The sequence below is a fragment of the Streptomyces sp. NPDC039424 genome, assembly GCF_055639495.1.
The window spans coordinates 1-18,533 of sequence record NZ_JBVKAI010000034.1 but is presented as its reverse complement, the minus strand read 5'-3'; the positions used below and the strand labels follow the sequence as shown (position 1 = coordinate 18,533).

The 18,533-nt window shown below is 73.3% G+C and carries 16 protein-coding genes; 9 read left to right on the top strand and 7 right to left on the bottom strand.

Annotation, left to right across the window (positions count from 1 at the left end; translation table 11 throughout):
- Positions 1-17 precede the first annotated feature (17 nt).
- From ACZ7L0_RS42225 to ispG, 7 genes are all read left to right on the top strand, one after another.
- On the top strand, positions 18-1,094 hold the full coding sequence (locus ACZ7L0_RS42225) for a Gfo/Idh/MocA family oxidoreductase (protein WP_471247918.1): 1,077 nt from the start codon (positions 18-20) through the stop codon (positions 1,092-1,094).
- Positions 1,084-2,040: a sugar phosphate isomerase/epimerase family protein gene (locus ACZ7L0_RS42220; protein WP_471247917.1), complete on the top strand. Its 957-nt coding sequence runs from the start codon at positions 1,084-1,086 to the stop codon at positions 2,038-2,040. The genes ACZ7L0_RS42225 and ACZ7L0_RS42220 overlap by 11 nt, the downstream gene beginning before the upstream one ends.
- Positions 2,021-3,349: a M20/M25/M40 family metallo-hydrolase gene (locus ACZ7L0_RS42215; RefSeq protein WP_471247916.1), complete on the top strand. Its 1,329-nt coding sequence runs from the start codon at positions 2,021-2,023 to the stop codon at positions 3,347-3,349. The genes ACZ7L0_RS42220 and ACZ7L0_RS42215 overlap by 20 nt, the downstream gene beginning before the upstream one ends.
- Positions 3,350-3,413: 64 nt before the next feature.
- A complete protein-coding gene (locus ACZ7L0_RS42210) occupies positions 3,414-4,523 on the top strand; it encodes an Ldh family oxidoreductase (protein ID WP_471247915.1) in 1,110 nt (369 codons plus the stop codon).
- A complete protein-coding gene (locus ACZ7L0_RS42205) occupies positions 4,520-5,455 on the top strand; it encodes a Gfo/Idh/MocA family protein (RefSeq protein ID WP_471247914.1) in 936 nt (311 codons plus the stop codon). The genes ACZ7L0_RS42210 and ACZ7L0_RS42205 overlap by 4 nt, the downstream gene beginning before the upstream one ends.
- A gap of 61 nt (positions 5,456-5,516) precedes the next feature.
- Entirely contained in the window at positions 5,517-7,859 is a 2,343-nt protein-coding gene (dxs, locus tag ACZ7L0_RS42200) for a 1-deoxy-D-xylulose-5-phosphate synthase (protein ID WP_471247913.1), read from the top strand.
- A gap of 100 nt (positions 7,860-7,959) precedes the next feature.
- Positions 7,960-9,120 carry a flavodoxin-dependent (E)-4-hydroxy-3-methylbut-2-enyl-diphosphate synthase gene (gene ispG / locus ACZ7L0_RS42195; RefSeq protein ID WP_471247912.1) on the top strand — a complete coding sequence of 387 codons (1,161 nt, stop codon included), beginning with the start codon at positions 7,960-7,962 and terminating at the stop codon, positions 9,118-9,120.
- 190 nt (positions 9,121-9,310) lie between these two features.
- Here the strand turns inward: ispG and ACZ7L0_RS42190 are convergent, their stop codons facing one another.
- Entirely contained in the window at positions 9,311-10,990 is a 1,680-nt protein-coding gene (locus ACZ7L0_RS42190; protein ID WP_471247911.1) for an AMP-binding protein, read from the bottom strand.
- Positions 10,990-13,260, bottom strand: coding sequence for an ATP-binding protein (locus ACZ7L0_RS42185; RefSeq protein ID WP_471247910.1), 2,271 nt, complete (start codon positions 13,258-13,260; stop codon positions 10,990-10,992). The genes ACZ7L0_RS42190 and ACZ7L0_RS42185 overlap by 1 nt, the downstream gene beginning before the upstream one ends.
- 388 nt (positions 13,261-13,648) lie before the next feature.
- Here ACZ7L0_RS42185 and fdxA point away from each other — a divergent pair, with 388 nt between their 5' ends.
- A complete protein-coding gene (fdxA, locus tag ACZ7L0_RS42180; RefSeq protein WP_471247909.1) occupies positions 13,649-13,969 on the top strand; it encodes a ferredoxin in 321 nt (106 codons plus the stop codon).
- Positions 13,970-13,972: 3 nt separating this feature from the next.
- Positions 13,973-15,205 carry a 1-deoxy-D-xylulose-5-phosphate reductoisomerase gene (dxr, locus tag ACZ7L0_RS42175; protein ID WP_471247908.1) on the top strand — a complete coding sequence of 411 codons (1,233 nt, stop codon included), beginning with the start codon at positions 13,973-13,975 and terminating at the stop codon, positions 15,203-15,205.
- Positions 15,206-15,291: 86 nt separating this feature from the next.
- On the opposite strand, the gene ACZ7L0_RS42170 is transcribed toward dxr, so the two are convergent.
- The 5 genes from ACZ7L0_RS42170 to ACZ7L0_RS42150 all read right to left on the bottom strand — a co-directional run.
- Entirely contained in the window at positions 15,292-15,594 is a 303-nt protein-coding gene (locus ACZ7L0_RS42170) for an acyl carrier protein (RefSeq protein WP_471247907.1), read from the bottom strand.
- Positions 15,595-15,701: 107 nt separating this feature from the next.
- Positions 15,702-16,052 carry a DUF3099 domain-containing protein gene (locus ACZ7L0_RS42165; RefSeq protein WP_471247906.1) on the bottom strand — a complete coding sequence of 117 codons (351 nt, stop codon included), beginning with the start codon at positions 16,050-16,052 and terminating at the stop codon, positions 15,702-15,704.
- A gap of 4 nt (positions 16,053-16,056) precedes the next feature.
- Positions 16,057-17,520 carry an adenosylhomocysteinase gene (gene ahcY, locus ACZ7L0_RS42160; protein ID WP_471247905.1) on the bottom strand — a complete coding sequence of 488 codons (1,464 nt, stop codon included), beginning with the start codon at positions 17,518-17,520 and terminating at the stop codon, positions 16,057-16,059.
- Complete coding sequence (gene metF / locus ACZ7L0_RS42155; protein WP_471247904.1) at positions 17,510-18,394, bottom strand: methylenetetrahydrofolate reductase [NAD(P)H]; 885 nt, start codon at positions 18,392-18,394, stop codon at positions 17,510-17,512. Before metF ends, ahcY begins: the two co-directional genes overlap by 11 nt.
- Positions 18,391-18,533: vitamin B12 dependent-methionine synthase activation domain-containing protein (locus ACZ7L0_RS42150; protein WP_471247951.1), on the bottom strand; the 143-nt coding region annotated here is incomplete at its 5' end. The genes metF and ACZ7L0_RS42150, both read right to left, overlap by 4 nt.

Genomic DNA, 18,533 nt, shown 5'->3' with positions numbered 1-18,533 from the left:
GAGGGAGAGAACCCACGATGCCCAGGACGCTGATCGTCGGATTCGGCCGCGCCGGCCACGGACTGCACTGGAAGGTGCTGCGCCGTCTGCGCCGTATGGAGCGCTGCGCAGGCCTCTTCTCCGACCTGCCAGCGGTCGTCCACGACGCCGACGCGAGCACCCCGCACCTGACCGATTCCGACGTACTCGCCGTACCGGACCTCAAACGGGCCCGGGAACTGCTCGACCCCGACGACACCGTCGTCCACCTGTGCACCCCGCCCACCCACCGGCTGGGTCCGCTGACCGAACTCGCCGACCTCGGCTTCCGCAAGATCCTGGTGGAGAAGCCGCTGGTCGCCTCCGCCGAGGAACTGCCCGGCATCGACGCGCTGCGCCGGGCTCGCGGCCTGCAGCTCATCGTCGTCGCGCACTGGCTGCAGAGCGCGCTGACCCGGCGGCTGCACGCCCTGGTGCGCGGCGGCGAACTCGGCGAGCTGCAGACCGTGTTCATCGCCCAGCGCAAGCCGCGTATCGCCCGCACCCTGGCCACCGAGGGCCACCCGACCGCGTTCGACGTGGAGCTGCCGCACTCGGTGGGCGTGGTCCTGTCCCTCGCGGGGGACGCCACCACCGCGGGGGCCGAGCTGCGCGACATGCGCGTACAGGACGCCGTCGTACGGGAGATGGGCGCCGCCCGTCTGTTCCTGGACCACGGCACCGGCGTGCAGACGGAGATCTTCTCCGACCTCGCCTCCCCGATACGGGAGCGGGTGATCCGGCTCGGCTTCAGCGGCGGCTGGGCGGTGGGCCACTACCCGATCAGCGAGAACGACGACTACGCCCGCCTGGACACCTCCGTGGAGGGCCTGGTGCCGCACTCGGTGTTCCGCGACGACTCCCTCGCCCGGTTCCTGGTGCACGCCTACGAGCAGTTCACCTCGGGCGCCGACCTGGAGCCCGACTTCCGGCTCAACGCCCGGGTGACCACGGTCCTCGCGGAGGCCAAGCAGCACGCCCGGCTGGCCCGGCTGGAGGCCGCGGCCGGGGAGTACGGCCTGGTCCGGCAGATCGAGGAGGAGATCCGCCCGGAGGTCCTGCCCCATGTCTCCTGACCCCACCCCACCCACCGCCCCCGCCCCGCGGGGGGAGGCGGCGCCCGGGATCCTCTACGCCGGTATCGGCGACGAGGCCGGCCGCACCCTCACCCAGCAGATCGCGGCGATCCGCGGCCTGGGATGGCAGCTGATCGAGCTGCGCAGCGTGAACGGCGTGGCGATCGCCGACCTGGACGACGAGGGCTTCGACAGCTGCGTGCACGCCCTGCGCGCCGCGGGCCTCGGCACCGCCTGTGTGGACTCCCGGATCGCGGACTGGTCCCGGCCGGTCAGCCAGGGCATCGAGGCGGACCTCAGGGAACTGGACCGGCTCGGCGCCCGCTGCGCCGCGCTCGGCACCCGGTACGTGCGGGTCATGTCGTACCCCAACGACGGCTGGGACGAGGACGCCTGGGCCACCGAGGTGATCCGCCGGATGCGGCTGCTGGCCGGCCGGGCCGCCGAGTACGGGCTGGTCCTGCTGCACGAGAACTGCGCCGGGTGGGCGGGCCGCAGCGCCGAGCGGATGCTGCGGCTGCTCGCCGAGGTCGACAGTCCCGCGCTGCGGCTGCTGTTCGACACCGGCAACGGCGCCGCCTACCACTACGAGACCTACGACGTGCTGGTGCGCCTGCTCCAGGAAAACCCCGAGGCCGTGGCGCACGTCCACGTCAAGGACGCCGTCGGCAGCGGCCCGGACGCCGCCTACACGCTGCCCGGGCACGGTGACAGCCGGGTCGCCGACTGCCTGCGGCTGCTGCTGGAGGCCGGCTTCGCCGGGATCTGGTCGATCGAACCGCACCTGGCGCTGAGGCCGCACGTCAGCCGTGCCCACCTCGACGCCGACGGACCCGCCCTGTTCGCCGAGTACGGCCGCCACCTCGAAGACCTCGTCGCCACCGAGGTCCTCGCCACCCGCCCCCCGTCACGAAAGGAGCCGTCCCGTGCCGGCACCGACCGCTGAGGCGACCCACAGCGTCCCACTGACCCGAGCCGACGACGAACTGCTCCTGCACCTGCTGGAGCTGCCCACCGCCGGCCCCCTGGAGGGCACGCCCGGCCGGGAGGTCCGCCTGTGGGAGGCGCAGCGCGCCTACGCCGAGGCCGCCGCCGGCATCGGCGCCACCGTCGAGTGGCACGGCACCGCCGAGGCCGGGACGCTCACCGACGAGCGGGTGCCGGCCGCGGTACGCGCCGCGCTGGCCCGTGACCCGGAGTTCCTGGCCGCGCAGCCCAGCCTGGTGCTGCGGCTCGGGCCGCGCCTGCCGCGGCGGTCGACGGTGATGTTCAACGTGCACATGGACACCGTCGCCGGGCGGCAGCCGGTGAAGCTGGACGGTGACCGGTTCCTGGGCCGGGGCGCCATCGACGCCAAGGGGCCCGCGGTGGCACTGCTCGCCGGAATCCGCGCGGCCGCCGCGGCCGAGCCGCTCATCGGCACCAAGGTGGGCGTGCTCATCCAGGTGGTGTCCGGGGAAGAGGGCGGCGCCATGGGGGTGTACGGCACCCGGCCGCTGATCGAGCGGGGCTACACGGGCCGGCTGAACATCTTCTGCGAACCCACCCGGGGCCGGCTGCTGACTCGCTCCACCGCCGCCATGACCGCCCGCGTCCAGGTCGACGGCAACGACGCGATCGACGACGCGCCGGCCGCCGGGCACAACGCGACCGTGCTGCTCGGGCACCTCGCCGGGCACCTGGCGGCCACCCTGCCCGGGTACGCCGGCAGCGGGCAGGTGTGTGTGGCCGGCCTGGAGACCGGAGCGCTGCACAACAAGGTCTACGGCACCGGCCGGCTGCTGCTGAACCTGTCCTACGGCACCGCCGCCGACGGCACGGCCCTGGAGAACGCGGTGCGCGAGGAGTTCCGGGCGGGCCTGGCCGGCTTCCGCGAGCGGTTCGCGGACAGCCCGCTGCTGGCGCTGACCGCCGCCGAGGCGCCGCTGATCACACGGCTGGACTGGCTCAAGCGCGGGCTGCCCACGCTCAACGCCCACGACGCGTGGGCCGAGCACCTGCTCACCGAGCGGGCCGGGCTCCCCCGCTGGCCCGCCCACGAGCCCGCGTTCACCTGCGACGCGATCTGGGCCGACGGACTGCCCGGCGCGTTCACCGCGGTGCTCGGCCCCGGCGATCTGCAGGCCAACCACGCGCACGCCGACGCCGAGTTCGCCGAACGGGGCGAACTCGAGGCGTTCTCGGGCGCGGTGGCCCGGCTGCTGACCGCCTTCGCCACCACCGAGTCGACCACGGCCGCCACCGACCTCGTGTGACCCCCGACGTGACGGCCCGACGGGCCGCCGGACGTGAACCACCGACCCTTGTGATGAGGAGAAGATGATCACCGCCCCGACAGCCGGACGCACCACGGTGCGGCTGGACCACGACCAACTGGTCGGCTTCACCGCCGAGGTGTTCGCCCGCCGCGGTCTGCTCCCCGAGCGGGCCGAGATCGCCGCCCGCGCCCTGGTGCACGGCGACCTGACCGGCGTGACCTCGCACGGCCTGGCCAACCTGACCCGCCTCTACCTGCCCCTGTTCGACGAGGGACGCGCCGATCCGGCGGCCGACCTCGAAATCGTCACCGACCGCGGCGCGGCGCTGCTCGTCGACTCCCACCAGGCGCTCGGCCTGTGGTCCGCGCGGGCCGCGATGGACCTGGCCCTGGAACGCGCCGAGACCCACGGCGTCGCCCTGGTCTCCCTGTTCAACGGCACCCACTTCGGGTGCGCCGGGCACTTCACCCAGCACGCCGCCGAGCAGGGCGCCATCGGGTTCCTCGCCGGAAACTGCGGCGGCCAGCGGATCATCCGCCCGCCGGGGGCCGCCGAGCCGCTGCTGGGCACCAATCCGTTCTCCGTGGCGGTGCCGGTGGGGTCCCACCCGGCGTACGTGCTGGACATGAGCACCACGGTGGTGCCCACCGGCCGGATCCGGTCCGCGGCCCGCGCCGGCCGGCCGATCCCGGAGGGCTGGCTCGTCGACGACGCCGGCAACCCGGTGACCGACCCGGCCGCCTTCGACCGGGGCGAGGCCCATCTGCAGTGGCTGGGCGGCCGTCCGGAGACCGGCTCGTTCAAGGGCTACGCGCTGAGCCTGATGGTGGAGACGCTGGCGGCGCTGCTGCCCGGAGCCGAGCTCGGCCCGACCTCCGCGGCCGGCCGCGACGACAACATCGGCTTCTTCACGCTGGCCATCGCCCCGGGCCGGCTGCGCTCGCACAGCGCGTTCGTCCGGCAGTCCGAGGAGCTGTTCGAAGCCCTGCTCGACGCCCGCGCCCTGGACCCCGCGCAGCCGGTGCGCTACCCGGGCTGGCCCGAGGCACAGCACGCCCTTGAGGCCCGCGCCCACGGCGTCCCGCTGGCCGCCGCCCTCTACGCCGAGCTGGAAGAGGTCGCCGCGCACCTGTCCCTGACCCCGCCCGCCCCCCTCGGAGGAACCCGATGAGCAGGATCCGCATCGGCATCATCGGCCTCGGTGTCATCTCCCGCTTCTACGTCGAGGCACTGGCCACCGAGGTCCCGGAGATCGAACTGGCCGCGGTGTGCGACCTGAACGAGGACACCCTCGCCCCGCACCGGGGCCGCGTTCCCACCTTCCGCGACCACCGCCGGATGCTGGCCGAGACCGAGCTGGACGCGGTCGTCGTCAACGTCCCCAACGACGTGCACTTCACCGTCTGCCGCGACGCCCTGGCCGCCGGGGTGGCGGTGTGCGTGGAGAAGCCGCTCGGCATCACCGTCGAGGAGGGGCGCGCACTGCGGGCCCTGGCCGACGAGAAGAAGACACCGCTGTTCACCGCCTACCACCGCCGCTACAACACCAACGTCCTCGACCTGCTGGCGCAGCTGTCCGAGGGGGTGCCGGTCGAGCGGCTGACGGTGCACTACTGGGAGCGGATCGAGGAGCACGTCGGAAAGGACCGCTGGTATCTCGACCCGGCGCGCTGCGGCGGCGGGTGCGTCGCCGACAACGGCCCCAACGCCATCGACGTGGTGCACCTGTTCCTCGGTGAGGACGTCGCCCTGGAGCGGGCGCGCGTGGTCCGCGACGACGTCGGCATCGACCGGCAGGCGCTGATCACCCTCACGGCCGCGCGGGGCGCCACCGCCGTGGTGGACCTGGACTGGGACTACCGGCACGGGGAGCGCAAGGACGTCGAGGTGCTGCTCGCCGACGGCCGGCTGCTGCGCGCCGACATGCTCGCCGGCTACCCCGCCTTCAAGAGTTCCCTCGCGCACGAATACGTCGGGGTGCTGCGCGAGTTCGGCCAGGTGCTGCGCGGCGAGCTCGACCGGTGGCCCGACGGCCTGGCCACCCTCGAACTCGTCGGCCGGGTCTACGAGGCCGAACGCGCCGCCGCCACCGCCACCGGCTGACCCTTCGCCGCCCCCAGCCCGCTGCCCCGCCCGCGCCCACTTCCAAGGAGTCGAAACCGTCATGGCACACCACGAGAACGGCCGCAAGAAGAGCGTCGAAGGCACCGTCGTCAAGGTCCTCAAGCACCGCCGCGACGACCGCGGCATGGTCCTCGAACCGCACACCAGCCGCTGCGTGCAGCAGGGCGAGGTCCACGAACTGGTCACCACCGACCAGGTGGACACCGCCCCCGGCGGCACCGTCGACCGGGTCGGTTTCCTCGGCTTCGTGGAGATCGCGGGAGGCGGGGTGCTGGACCGCGGCGACGAGGTGTGGGTCGCCGGCGAGCGGATCGGCACCGTGCTGGGCTGGGACGCCTGCCACTTCCCCAACCACTACAACGTGCTGATCGCCTGCGACCCGGCGCGCACCGGCCCAGAGATCGGCCTGGAGCCGGGCACCGGGATCCGTTTCGTCCCGGCCGAGGGCCACCGCGCCCGGCAGGAGGAACTCGGCACCCTGCTGGCCGGGGTGCGCTCCCCGCGCGACCTGCGCCGCCTGGACCAGGGGCAGCTGAAGCAGCTGGCCGACGAGCTCCGCGACCTGCTGGTGCGCAAGGTCTCCAAGACCGGCGGCCATCTGGGCCCCAACCTCGGTGTGGTGGAGCTGACGCTCGCCCTGCACCGGGTCTTCTCCTCGCCCCGGGACCAGATCGTGTGGGACACCGGCCACCAGACGTACGTGCACAAGATGCTCACCGGCCGCGCCGACCTGTTCGACTCGCTGCGCCAGCCCGACGGCCTGTCCGGCTATCCCTCGCAGGCGGAGTCGGTGCACGACCTGGTGGAGAACTCGCACGCCTCCACCGCCCTGTCGTACGCCGACGGGCTGGCCAAGGCCCACCAGCTCAACGGTGAGAAGGACCGCGCGGTGATCGCGGTGATCGGCGACGGCGCGCTGACCGGCGGCATGTGCTGGGAGGCCATCAACAACATCGCGGCCGCCAAGGACCGGCCCGTCATCATCGTCGTGAACGACAACGGCCGCTCCTACGCGCCGACCATCGGCGGGCTCGCCGAGCAGCTGACGAAGCTGCGCACCTCGCACAAGTACGAGCGGCTCCTGGAGTGGGGCAAGCTGGTCGCCAAGCGCACCCCGGTCGTGGGCGGCACGCTGTACGAGGGGCTGCACGGCGCCAAGCACGGCCTGAAGGACATGGTGGCGCCGCAGAACCTCTTCGACGGGCTGGGTCTGAAGTACATCGGCCCCGTGGACGGCCACGACATCGCGGCCCTGGAGAAGGCGCTGGAGCGGGCCCGGCACTACGGCGGACCGGTCCTGGTGCACACCCTCACCACCAAGGGCGCCGGCTACGAGCCCGCCGAGAACCACGAGCTGGACCGGTTCCACGCCACGGGTGCGTTCGACCCGCGCACCGGCCGCGGCAAGGCCGCCGCGAAGCCGGCCCGTACCTGGACGTCGGTGTTCTCCGAGGAACTGGTCAGGGCCGGCCGGGAGCGGTCCGATGTCGTGGCGATCACCGCGGCGATGCTGGAGCCGACGGGCCTGCTGAAGTTCTCGCAGGAGTTCCCCGAGCGCACCTTCGACGTCGGCATCGCCGAACAGCACGCGGTGACCTCGGCGGCCGGGCTCGCGATGGGCGGGCTGCACCCGGTGGTGGCGATGTACGCCACGTTCCTCAACCGGGCCTTCGACCAGGCGCTGATGGACGTGGCCCTGCACCGGCTGCCGGTGACGTTCGTGCTCGACCGGGCCGGGGTCACCGGGGACGACGGCGCCAGCCACAACGGCATGTGGGACATGTCGATCCTGCAAGTGGTGCCCGGGCTGCGGATCGCCGCGCCGCGCGACGGCCGGAGGCTGGCCGAACTGTTCGGCGAGGCGGTCGCCGTCGACGACGGGCCGACCGCGGTCCGCTTCCCCAAGGGCGCGGTGCAGGCCGACATCGACGCCGTCGACACGATCGGCGGGATCGACGTCCTGCACCGCGGCGATGACGAGGACGTCCTGATCGTCGCGGTCGGCGCGATGGCGCAGACCGCCCTGGACGCGGCGTCGCTGCTGGCCACCGACGGCATCGGCTGCACCGTCGTCGACCCGCGCTGGGTCAAGCCGGTGGCGCCGGAGCTGATGCCGCTGGCCGCCCGGCACCGGCTGGTGGTCACCCTCGAGGACAACGGCCTGGCGGGCGGCGTCGGTTCGGCCGTCTCGCAGGCGCTGCACGCCGCCGGGGTGGATACCCCGATGCGGGAGTTCGGCATCGCGCAGAAGTTCCTCGACCACGGCAAGCGTCCCGACATCCTGCGGGAGATGGGGCTGACCTCCGGTGACATCGCCGGGTCCATCACCGAGACGCTGCACCGCCAGGTGACGCAGTCGCGGCGCGCGGGCCAGGTCGCGTGAGCCGCCGGACATCCCGCCGGGCGACCCGCCGCTCAGCCGTCGTACGACCGCGCTCCGACCGCTATCCGACCGCTTTTCGACCGTGAGAGGAAGAACTCCCATGTCCGTTCTGCTCGGCACCCCCGTTCTGCCGCCCAAGGCCGTCGCGCCGCGCCGCAAGTCCCGTCAGATCATGGTCGGCAGCGTGCCGGTCGGCGGGGACGCGCCCGTCTCGGTGCAGTCGATGACGACCACGGTCACCTCCGATGTGAACGCCACGCTCCAGCAGATCGCGCAACTGACCGCCGCAGGCTGCCAGATCGTGCGGGTGGCCTGCCCGTCGCAGGACGACGCGGCGGCGCTGCCCGAGATCGCCCGCAAGTCGCAGATCCCGGTGATCGCGGACATCCACTTCCAGCCGAAGTACGTGTTCGCCGCGATCGAGGCCGGGTGCGCCGCCGTCCGCGTCAACCCGGGCAACATCAAGCAGTTCGACGACAAGGTCAAGGAGATCGCGAAGGCGGCCAGGGACCACGGCACGCCGATCCGGATCGGCGTCAACGCGGGCTCGCTGGACCGGCGGCTGCTGCAGAAGTACGGCAAGGCGACCCCGGAGGCGCTGGTCGAGTCCGCGCTGTGGGAGGCCTCGCTGTTCGAGGAGCACGGCTTCAGGGACATCAAGATCTCCGTCAAGCACAACGACCCAGTGGTGATGATCGAGGCCTACCGGCAGCTCGCCGAGCAGTGCGACTACCCACTCCACCTGGGTGTCACGGAGGCCGGACCGGCCTTCCAGGGCACGATCAAGTCGTCGGTCGCGTTCGGGGCGCTGCTGTCGCGGGGCATCGGCGACACCATCCGGGTGTCGCTGTCCACCCCGCCGGTGGAGGAGGTCAAGGTCGGCATCCAGATTCTGGAGGCCCTCAACCTCAGGAAGCGCGGTCTGGAGATCGTCTCCTGCCCCGGCTGCGGGCGGGCGCAGGTGGACGTGTGGAAGCTCGCCGACGAGGTGACGGCCGGCCTGGAGGGGCTGGACGCGCCGCTGCGGGTGGCGGTGATGGGCTGTGTCGTCAACGGCCCCGGCGAGGCCCGCGAGGCGGACCTCGGCGTCGCCTCCGGCAACGGCAAGGGCCAGATCTTCATCAAGGGCGAGCCGGTGAAGACGGTGCCCGAGTCCAAGATCGTCGAGACGCTCATCGAGGAGGCGCTGAAGATCGTGGAATCGCTGCCGGAGGAGGAACGCGCGCAGCACACCGGCGAGCCCGTGGTCTCGGTGCTGTGAGGGCACGGCACGTCGCCCGGTTGCGCCGCACCGTCGGCGACCGCCACCGCCAGCGTGCCCCACCAGCCCGGCTCCACCCCACCCTCGCGCCGCCCCGACCGTCCCCTTTCACCGTCCCCGGCCACCCCTTCCCGGCCGGGGACGGTGGTGTGCCGTGTCCTCCCCCGCGTACTCCAGTTCGGAGAGGGAGTCAGGCCGGCAGGGACAGGCGGCGGGTGAGGGTCTCCTGGAGGTGGTGGCGGCGGAGTTCGCCGGTGGGGGCGCGGGGGAGGGTGGGGACCAGTTCCAGGCGGGCGGGCAGGTGGGCGGGGAGGATGCCCCGGGACAGCAGGTGGTCGCGGAGATCGCGCAGGGTGGGTGGGTCGCCGGCCGGTACCACGACGGCGCAGGCCAGCTCGCCGTGCTCGGGATCCGTGCAGCCCACGACCGCGGCCTCGGCGACCCTCGGGTGCGCCAGCAGATGGTCCTCCACCTCGGTGACGGGCACCAGGAAGACACCCCCGACCTCCTCGGTGCGGGTGCGGGCCCGGCCCGCCTCGTCCAGGTCGACCAACTGCCCGGTGTCCGCCCAGCCGTCCCGCTCCCAGGTCAGGAGCAGGCCGCCGGTCGTGCGCTGCCACACCGCGAGCGGCGAGGAGGGGCCGCGGGTCCGCAGCCGGTAGCGGCCGTCCTCGGCGGGCACCAGCTCGGTCTCGCTGCCCCTGACCGGCCGTACCGCCGTCTCCAGCGGTACCCGCAGCGTCTCGTGGACCTGCCGTACCAGGCGGGTGTCGACACCCACCGGGTCGGAGGCGACCGCGTGCCGCAGCCGGCCCAGCGGGCGGGCCCGCTGCCGCTGCGCGGCGACCAGTTCGGCCCACTGCGCGGGCGTGGCGAGCGCGTGCCGTACTCCGGCCGCCGCCATCAGGTCGAGCGTGGCCTCCGGGTCCCACACGTCCTGGAGCACCACGGTCGCGCCCCGGCTGAGCGGGCCGGCCACCGCGAGCAGCAGGGACGGCAGGGCGGCCAGCGGCAGGGCGGTGAACACCGCGCCCCGGGCCTGCGGGTCCACGCCCGCGTGCAGGGTGTTGGGGGTGTGCATGGCCATGCTGTGCGCCGAGTGCAGCCCCAGCGAGGTGACGGCCAGGCAGATCCGGTCGGCCGGGTCCGAGGGCAGGGGGAGCCAGTCGGTGCGGTGGTAGCGCTCGTGCGGGGTGCGCACGAAGTGCCGTACGAAGTCCACGGCGCCGGTGGCCGCCGCGTCGCCCAGCACCACACGGTGCCGCAGCCAGGGCAGTGCGGGGGCGAGGTCGGCGAGGACCTGCGCGGGCGAGGTGCCCTCCCACAGGTTCAGCACCACGCACACCTTCGGCTGGGCGGCGGTGAGCACGGCCTCCAGGTCGCGGGCGCCGTACCCGGCCATCACCGGTACGGCGACGGCACCGACGCGCAGGCACGCCAGCAGCAGCGCGCAGGTCTCCCAGCGGTTGGGCAGCTGGAAGGCGACCGGGTCGCCCGCGCGCACGCCGAGCGTCTCCAGGGCGTGCGCGAAGCGGTCCACGTACACGGCCAGCTCGCCGTAGGAGACGCGCAGCACCCGCGCGTCGGCCGGGAAGTGGCCGCGGTGGGCGACGATCGCGGTGCGGTCCGGGTGCACGGCGGCGCCGCGGTACAGGTCGTGCAGCACGGTCCGGGTGCGCCAGGAGCCGTCGCCGGTGAAGCGGCGGGCGGTGTCGGCCGGCGGGCGTACGGCGGCCAGGAGGTCGGGGAGCGGCACACCTCCGTCGGGCGCGGCCGGCGCTCCGGCGGCCCGGGCGGCACGGGTCCTCGCGCCCGGTTTCGTGCCCGGTGTCGTGCCCCCGCGCTCCGGCGCCTGTTCGGCGTGCGCCATCACTGCCTCCTGCCGACGGCCCAGGCCACCTGGACCCGGGAGCTGCAACCGAGCTTCCGCATCACGTTGCGGACGTGGTTGACCACGGTCCACTCGGCGATCTGAAGCTGGTGCGAGATCTGGCGGTTCGTCATGCCCTCGGCGACCAGCAGTGCCACCTGGAGCTGGCGGGGGGTCAGCGCGGCGGCCTCACCGCGTTCGGCGCCCCGGCCCGGCTCGACCGCGGCGAGCGCCTCGGTGGCCATCGTCTCGGGGCGCAGGCGCAGTCCCTCGACCCAGGCGGTGGCGAAGACGGTCCATCCGAGCTGGCGGCGCAGCCCGGTGACCGCGGCCTCCAGCCGGTCCCAGCGTTCGGCGTCCACCTTGGCGCCGGTGCGGCGGCGCAGTGCCTCCGCGGCGGCCAGCAGCCGGGTGGCCCGCTGCGGCTGGCCGCCGCCGGCCTGCAGGAGCAGGGCGAACGCGTCGAGGACGGCGGGCAGTTCGGTGTGCTCGCCGATCGAGTCGTACAGGCTGAGGCTTTCGCGCAGCGCGGTCTGGGCGGCGGCCTCGTCGTCCTCGCGCTGCGCGAGCCGGGCCCGCAGGTGCAGGGTGCGGGCCAGGTCGCGGATCTCGCCGTGCTGGCGCTGGATGCGCTCGGCCCGTTCCAGCAGTGCGCCCGCCTCCTCCAGCCGGTTTCCGGCGAGCAGCGCCTCGGCCAGCGACGCGGCGGCCTCCGCGGAGCCCGCGGTGTCGCCGTGGGTGTCCAGGGCGGTGCGGGCGGCGGCCAGCAGGGACTGGCCGACCGCCCGGTCCCCGCAGTGGAACAGGGCGTGGCCCATGCGGGCGGAGGCCAGCGCGCCCCCTCGCGGGTCGCGCAGCCGCTTGTACAGGGCGACGGCACGCCGGTGGCGGTGCGCCGCCCCGTCCTGGTCGCCGAGGGCGGCGGCCAGGACACCGGCCCCGGTGTGCATACGGGCCTGGAGGCGCAGGGTGTCCTCGTCGTCGCCGGTCGCCTCGTGCAGGGCGCGCGCGGTGGTGTCGAACCAGCGCAGTCCCTCGCGCAGTTCGCCGCCGACGAGCCAGGGGCGCAGGCAGGCGGCGACCAGCGCGGCGCGCGCCGCGAGGTCGGGGCCGCCGGCGAGGTGTTCCAGGGCGGCGAGCACGTTGTCGTGCTCGGCGCCCGCGACACGCAGCCAGCGCTGCTGCTCCGAGCCGTGGAAGCGGCCTTCGAGGGAGAGCAGCAGCTTCTGGTAGTGGCGGGCGTGGACCTGCCGGGCGGCCGTGGCCGCCTCGGTGTCGCGCTCCAGCAGGGACAGGCCGTAGACGCGGATGGTGCGCGACATGGTCAGCCGGCTGTCGGTGTGCGGTCTCTCGTCGAGGGTGAGCAGGTTGCGGTCGAGGAGGGCTTCGAGGGCGGCGGCGGTCTCCGCGGGGTCCAGCGGGGAGATCTTCTCGGCGGTGGCCAGGGTGGCGCCCGGGCGGAACAGGGAGAGCCGGGCGAGCAGGGCCTGCTGCTGCGGGGCGAGGCCCCGGCAGCTCCACTCGGCGATGGCGAGGGCGGAGCGCTGCCGGGGCGGCACGTCGACGGGCCCGGACAGGTGGCTGTCGCCGCCCCGGTGCAGCCAGGCGCGCAGTTCCTGCAGCGGGAACAGCCTCAGCCGGCGCGCGGCGAGTTCCAGCACGAGCGGGACGCCTTCGAGCAGGTTGCAGATGTCGACGACGGCTTCGACGTTCTCGGCGGTGAGGGAGAACTGGGGGTTCACCTCGTGGGCGCGGCGGGTGAACAGCCGCACGGCCGGGTTGTCCTGCACGTCGGCGACGTCGGGTTCGAGGAGGGGGCCGGGTGGTGGCAGCGGTGCGACCGGCATCACCCGTTCGCCGTAGATGCGCAGGACCTCCTGTCCGGTGGCGAGCACGGTCAGGGAGGGTGTGGCGGCCAGGTGGTCGGCGACGACCGGGGCGAGGTGGGCGGCGAGGTGTTCCACGCCGTCGAGGAGCAGCAGGGTCCGCCGGCCGGGCGGGACGTCGGCGGCGATCCGGTCGACGGCGGCGACCGCGGCCTCCGGTCCCCGGCAGGCGGGCAGGTCCACGGTGTGGATGCCGCCGGGGAAGGTGCCGGTGAGGGAGCGGGCCGCCTCGGCGGCGAGGCGGCTCTTGCCCACACCGCCGGATCCGGTGAGCGTGGTCAGCCGGATGGACGGGTCCTCCAGCCGTCCCTGGACCCCGATCAGATCGAGTTCCCGGCCCACGATCTCGGCCATCGGCTCGTACGCCCGCAGATCGGTCGACATGCTCCCCCTCAGGACCGCCCGGCGCCGGTTCGCGCCACGGGCTCGGGTCTTCCCGGTACTCCCACGGTGTGCACGCGGACGCTAGGAACGGTGGCTTAAGCCGCTCTGAAGAATCCGGACATGGACCGGCTCGCGCGACCGCCCCGCGCACCCGGATGACCAGGTCACATGACACGAACGAGTGGTTTTGATCCAGCCATGCGAGCTGGTGGAGGGCGCGGTGGTGAGCGGGTGCGGCCGCGCTTTAGCCCGTCGCAAGGCGCGGCCGTTCGAATGACGGACCGGTGAGGGTTTTCGGAGTCCAGCGAGAGGGGCTGACGCGTCGACGGCGGCTCCAAAGCCCCACGCGTACCCACCCCGTCCGTCGGACAGACCGAGGAGCCCACCCATGACGTATGTCATCGCCCAGCCCTGCGTCGACGTCAAGGACAAGGCCTGCATCGACGAGTGCCCCGTGGACTGCATCTACGAGGGACCGCGGATGCTCTACATCCACCCGGACGAATGCGTGGACTGCGGTGCGTGCGAGCCGGTCTGCCCGGTCGAGGCGATCTTCTACGAGGAGGACGTGCCGGAGCAGTGGGCCGCGTACGGGCCGGCCAACGCCGAGGTGTTCGACTCGGTCGGCTCGCCGGGCGGCGCCGGCACGGCCGGTCCCCTGGACAGCGACCACCCGGTGGTCGACGACGTCACCACCGTCGGCGCCTGAGCCATGGCGGCGACCCGTACCTCCGGTCCGCTCGCCGATCCCTGGGTGCGGACCGCGCCCGGCAGCGGACCGCGGGAGGTGGTGATCCTCGGTTCGACCGGCTCGATCGGCACCCAGGCCCTGGACGTGGTGCGGCGCTGCCCGGACCGGTTCCGCGTGGTGGGTCTGGCCGCGGGCGCCGGGCGGCTCGGCAGGCTCGCGGAGCAGGCGCTCGAATTCGATGTGCCGGTGGTGGCGGTGGCCCGCCCGGAGGCCGCCGGCGCGCTGCGCGAGGAGCTGCGGGCACGGGCCGGCGGGCGGCGGCTGCCGCGGATCCTGGCCGGTCCCGACGCGAGCGCCGAACTGGCGGCCACCGCGTGCGACGTGGTCCTCAACGGCATCAGCGGCTCCATCGGGCTGGCCCCGACGCTGGCGGCCCTGGAGCGGGGCACCACGCTGGCGCTGGCCAACAAGGAGTCCGTGGTCGCGGGCGCCCCGCTGGTGCGGCGGCTGGCCCGGCCGGGCCAGGTGGTGCCGGTGGACTCCGAGCACTCGGCGCTCTACCAGTGTCTGAGCGGCGGTCGCCGCACGGAGGTGCGGCGGCTGGTCCTGACGGCCAGCGGCGGGCCGTTCCGCGGGCGCAGCCGCGCGGACCTGGAGGCGGTGACCCCCGAGCAGGCCCTGGCGCATCCGACCTGGGACATGGGTCCGGTGGTCACCGTCAACTCGGCCACGCTGATGAACAAGGGGCTGGAGGTCATCGAGGCCCACGTCCTGTTCGACGTGCCCTTCGAGCGGATCGGCGTGGTGGTGCATCCGCAGTCGGTGGTGCACTCGCTGGTGGAGTTCACCGACGGGTCCACGCTGGCGCAGGTGAGCCCGCCGGACATGCGCATCCCGATCTCGCTGGCCCTCGGCTGGCCGCAACGGGTGCCGGACGCGGCGCCGGCCTGCGACTGGTCGTCGGCCACCGCCTGGACCTTCTTCCCGCTGGACGAGGAGGCCTTTCCCGCGGTCGCCCTGGCCCGGTTCGTCGGCGAGGCGGGCGGGGTGGCGCCCGCGGTGTACAACGCGGCCAACGAGGAGTGCGTGGCCGCCTTCCTGGCGGGGCGGCTGCCGTTCCTCGGGATCGTGTCGACGGTGCGGCGGGTGGTGGAGGAGCAGCTGGAGCAGGCGCCCGGCGAGCTGCTCGGTCTGGACGACGTGCTCGGGGCGGAGAAGCAGGCCCGGGCGCGGGCCCGGGAACTGACCGGGTGACGCCGCGGCGGACGAGCACGTACGCGGGGCCGGAACTCCCCTGGTGGTCAGGGGAGTTCCGGCCCCGCGTACGTGCTGCCGAGCTGTCAGAGCTGTCGGTGGTTCGCGGGGTCGTTCGCCTCGGTCAGGCGCCCGGTCAGGTGGGCGACGAGCTGGGCGATCGTGGGATGGTCCCAGACGAGGGACGGTTCGACGACGAGGCCGTGCTCGTCCTCCAGGTCGCCGCACAGGCTCAGCGCCGCCACCGAGTCCATGCCGTACTCGGCGAGCGGCGTGTGGTGGTCGAAGGATTCCTCCGGGCGGTCCAGGTAGATCGCGAGACGGGCGATCAGCCAGCCGCGCAGGTGTTCCGCGGCACGCGCGGCCTGCCCGGAGGTACGAGTCGTCATGGCGGGGCTCCTCGGCGGATGCGGCAGGGTCGACGGCCCCCGGCAGGGGGGACCGCCCCCCAGTGTCCGGGGGCGGGCTAAAGCGGGGCTTGTCGTGCTCTGAGGGGTCAGCACGGCGCGTTGCGGTCGGCGGGCAGGATCGCGGTCGGCTCCAGGACCCGTCCGCGCGGCTGCGGGCCGGCCGGCGCCGCGGCGGGGCGGTGCCGGGTGCCGCGCTGCTGGCGCCAGCCGGCCTGGGCGACGACCACGGCGGCGTACGGGATGAGCACGCCGCCGGCCAGCGCCCCTACGGCGAGCACCGGCCAGCGGCTCCAGGTGGCGGTCATCACCACCACACACGCGGTGCGCACCAGCATGGCCGCCAGGTAGCGGCGCTGCCGGCCGCGCACATCGTCGGTCAGGCCGGTCCGGGCGCGGGTGATGGCCGGGGACCGGTGCCGGGTGCGCAGGGGGTTCATGACGTCAGTAGCGGTAGTGGTCGGGTTTGTAGGGGCCCTCGACCGGGAGGCCGAGGTAGGAGGCCTGCTCCTCGGTGAGCCTCGTCAGCTTCACCCCCAGCGCCTCCAGGTGGACGCGGGCGACCCGCTCGTCCAGGTGCTTGGGCAGCATGTAGACGCCGACCGGGTACTGCTCGGGTTTGGTGAACAGCTCGATCTGCGCCAGCGTCTGGTTGGCGAAGGAGTTGGACATCACGAACGACGGGTGGCCGGTGGCGTTGCCCAGGTTCAGCAGGCGGCCCTCGGACAGCACGATGATCTTCTTGCCGTCGGAGAAGGTCCACGTGTGGACCTGCGGCTTGATCTCCTCCTTCACGATGCCGGGCACCTTGGCGAGACCGGCCATGTCGATCTCGTTGTCGAAGTGGCCGATGTTGCCGACGATCGCCTGGTGCTTCATCCGCGCCATGTCCTCGGCGAGGATGACCTCCTTGTTGCCGGTGGCGGTGATGAAGATGTCCGCGGTCTCGACCACCTCGTCCAGGGTGGTGACCTGGTAGCCGTCCATGGCCGCCTGGAGGGCGCAGATCGGGTCGATCTCGGTGACGATCACGCGGGCGCCCTGCCCGCGCAGGGATTCCGCGCAGCCCTTGCCGACGTCGCCGTAGCCGCAGACGACCGCGGTCTTGCCGCCGATGAGGGTGTCGGTGGCCCGGTTGATGCCGTCCACCAGGGAGTGGCGGCAGCCGTACTTGTTGTCGAACTTCGACTTGGTGACGGAGTCGTTGACGTTGATCGCGGGGAACAGCAGACGGCCGGCGCGGGCCAGCTCGTACAGGCGGTGGACGCCGGTGGTGGTCTCCTCCGTCACGCCGCGGATGTCCGAGGCGGCGTCGGTCCACTTGGTGGGCCGCTCGGCGAGGCTGCGGGTGAGCATCTCGAGGATGAGGCGGAACTCCTCGCTCTCCTCGCCGGTCGGCTCGGGTACCTGGCCGTCCTTCTCGAACTCCACGCCCATGTGCAGCAGCAGCGTGGCGTCACCACCGTCGTCGAGGATCATGTTGGGGCCGCCGGTGGGGCTGCCCGGCCAGGTCAGCGCCTGCTCGGTGCACCACCAGTACTCCTCCAGGGTCTCGCCCTTCCAGGCGAAGACCGGGATGCCCCGCGGGTTGTCGGGGGTGCCGTCGGGGCCGACGGCGACGGCGGCCGCGGCGTGGTCCTGGGTGGAGAAGATGTTGCAGGAGCCCCAGCGGACCTGTGCGCCGAGCGCGACCAGGGTCTCGATGAGCACGGCGGTCTGCACCGTCATGTGCAGGGAGCCGGTGATCCGGGCGCCCTGCAGCGGCTGCCTGTCGGCGAACTTCGCACGCAGCGCCATCAGGCCCGGCATCTCGTGCTCGGCGAGCGTGATCTCCTTGCGGCCGAAGTCGGCCAGGGACAGGTCGGCGACCTTGAAGTCCAGGGCGGCGGCGTGCGGTTCAGCGGGCACTGAGGCTCCTCGGGGTCGGGTGGGGATGGGCCGGAAGGATCGCTTGGTGGATGTCGAGCGCCGCCTTGGAGCGGTTCAGGGTGATGTAGTGCAGACCGGGAGCGCCCTCGGCGAGGAGCCGCTCGGCCATGGTGACGGCGTACTCGACGCCGATCCGGTGCCCCTCCCCGGGGTTGTCTCGGGCGGCTTCCAGGCGGTGCGCCAGGTCCTCGGGGAAGGCCGCGTCGGAGAGTTCCGCGAACCGGCGGATCTGCCGTACGTCGGTGGCGGGCATGATCTCCGGGATGATCGGGATGTCGCAGCCGGCCGCCGCCACCCGGTCCCGCAGCCGCAGATAGTCCTCCACGTGGAAGAACATCTGCGTGATGGCGTAGTCGGCCCCGGCCCTGCACTTGGCGACGAAGTGCCGGATGTCGGACTCCCAGTCGGGCGAACGCGGGTGCGTCTCGGGGAAGGCCGCCACCCCGACGGTGAAGTCGCCCAGCGAGCGGACCAGTTCCACGAGTTGGTAGGCGTGGGTGAGGCCCTGCGGGTGCGGCGTCCAGGGTCCCTTGGGGTCGCCGGGCGGATCGCCGCGCAGCGCCAGCACGTCCCGGATGCCCGCGTCGGCGTACCGGCCGATGATGTGGCGCAGCTCGTTCACCGAGTGCCCGACGGCGGTGAGATGGGCCACCGGGCGCAGTGTGGTCTCCCGCGCGATGCGGTGGGTGACCTCCACGGTGCGTTCCCGGGAGGAGCCGCCGGCGCCGTAGGTGACGGACACGAAGGCCGGCCGGAGGGACTCGATCCGGCGGATGGTGTCCCACAGGGCCCGGGAGCCCTGCTCGGTCTTGGGCGGGAAGAACTCGAAGGAGAAGGTCGGCGGGCGCGTCATGCGCGGCCTCCCGCGTTGAAGTATCCGGCTTCGGGGTGGTGGACGACGATCGCGTCGGTGGACTGTTCGGGGTGGAGCTGGAACTCCTCCGACAGGTGGACGCCGATGCGCTCCGGCTGGAGCAGTTCGGCGATCTTGG

What these genes read in the sequence shown, in the direction of transcription:
- ACZ7L0_RS42210 (WP_471247915.1), top strand. Translation starts at nt 3,414, where the DNA reads ATGATCACCGCCCCGACAGCCGGACGCACCACGGTGCGGCTGGACCAC.
- ACZ7L0_RS42205 (WP_471247914.1), top strand. Translation starts at nt 4,520, where the DNA reads ATGAGCAGGATCCGCATCGGCATCATCGGCCTCGGTGTCATCTCCCGC.
- fdxA (WP_471247909.1), top strand. Translation starts at nt 13,649, where the DNA reads ATGACGTATGTCATCGCCCAGCCCTGCGTCGACGTCAAGGACAAGGCC.
- ACZ7L0_RS42170 (WP_471247907.1), bottom strand. Translation starts at nt 15,594, where the DNA reads ATGACGACTCGTACCTCCGGGCAGGCCGCGCGTGCCGCGGAACACCTG.
- ACZ7L0_RS42165 (WP_471247906.1), bottom strand. Translation starts at nt 16,052, where the DNA reads ATGAACCCCCTGCGCACCCGGCACCGGTCCCCGGCCATCACCCGCGCC.
- ACZ7L0_RS42185 (WP_471247910.1), bottom strand. Translation starts at nt 13,260, where the DNA reads ATGTCGACCGATCTGCGGGCGTACGAGCCGATGGCCGAGATCGTGGGC.
- dxs (WP_471247913.1), top strand. Translation starts at nt 5,517, where the DNA reads ATGGCACACCACGAGAACGGCCGCAAGAAGAGCGTCGAAGGCACCGTC.
- ACZ7L0_RS42190 (WP_471247911.1), bottom strand. Translation starts at nt 10,990, where the DNA reads ATGGCGCACGCCGAACAGGCGCCGGAGCGCGGGGGCACGACACCGGGC.
- ispG (WP_471247912.1), top strand. Translation starts at nt 7,960, where the DNA reads ATGTCCGTTCTGCTCGGCACCCCCGTTCTGCCGCCCAAGGCCGTCGCG.
- metF (WP_471247904.1), bottom strand. Translation starts at nt 18,394, where the DNA reads ATGACGCGCCCGCCGACCTTCTCCTTCGAGTTCTTCCCGCCCAAGACC.
- ACZ7L0_RS42225 (WP_471247918.1), top strand. Translation starts at nt 18, where the DNA reads ATGCCCAGGACGCTGATCGTCGGATTCGGCCGCGCCGGCCACGGACTG.
- dxr (WP_471247908.1), top strand. Translation starts at nt 13,973, where the DNA reads ATGGCGGCGACCCGTACCTCCGGTCCGCTCGCCGATCCCTGGGTGCGG.
- ACZ7L0_RS42220 (WP_471247917.1), top strand. Translation starts at nt 1,084, where the DNA reads ATGTCTCCTGACCCCACCCCACCCACCGCCCCCGCCCCGCGGGGGGAG.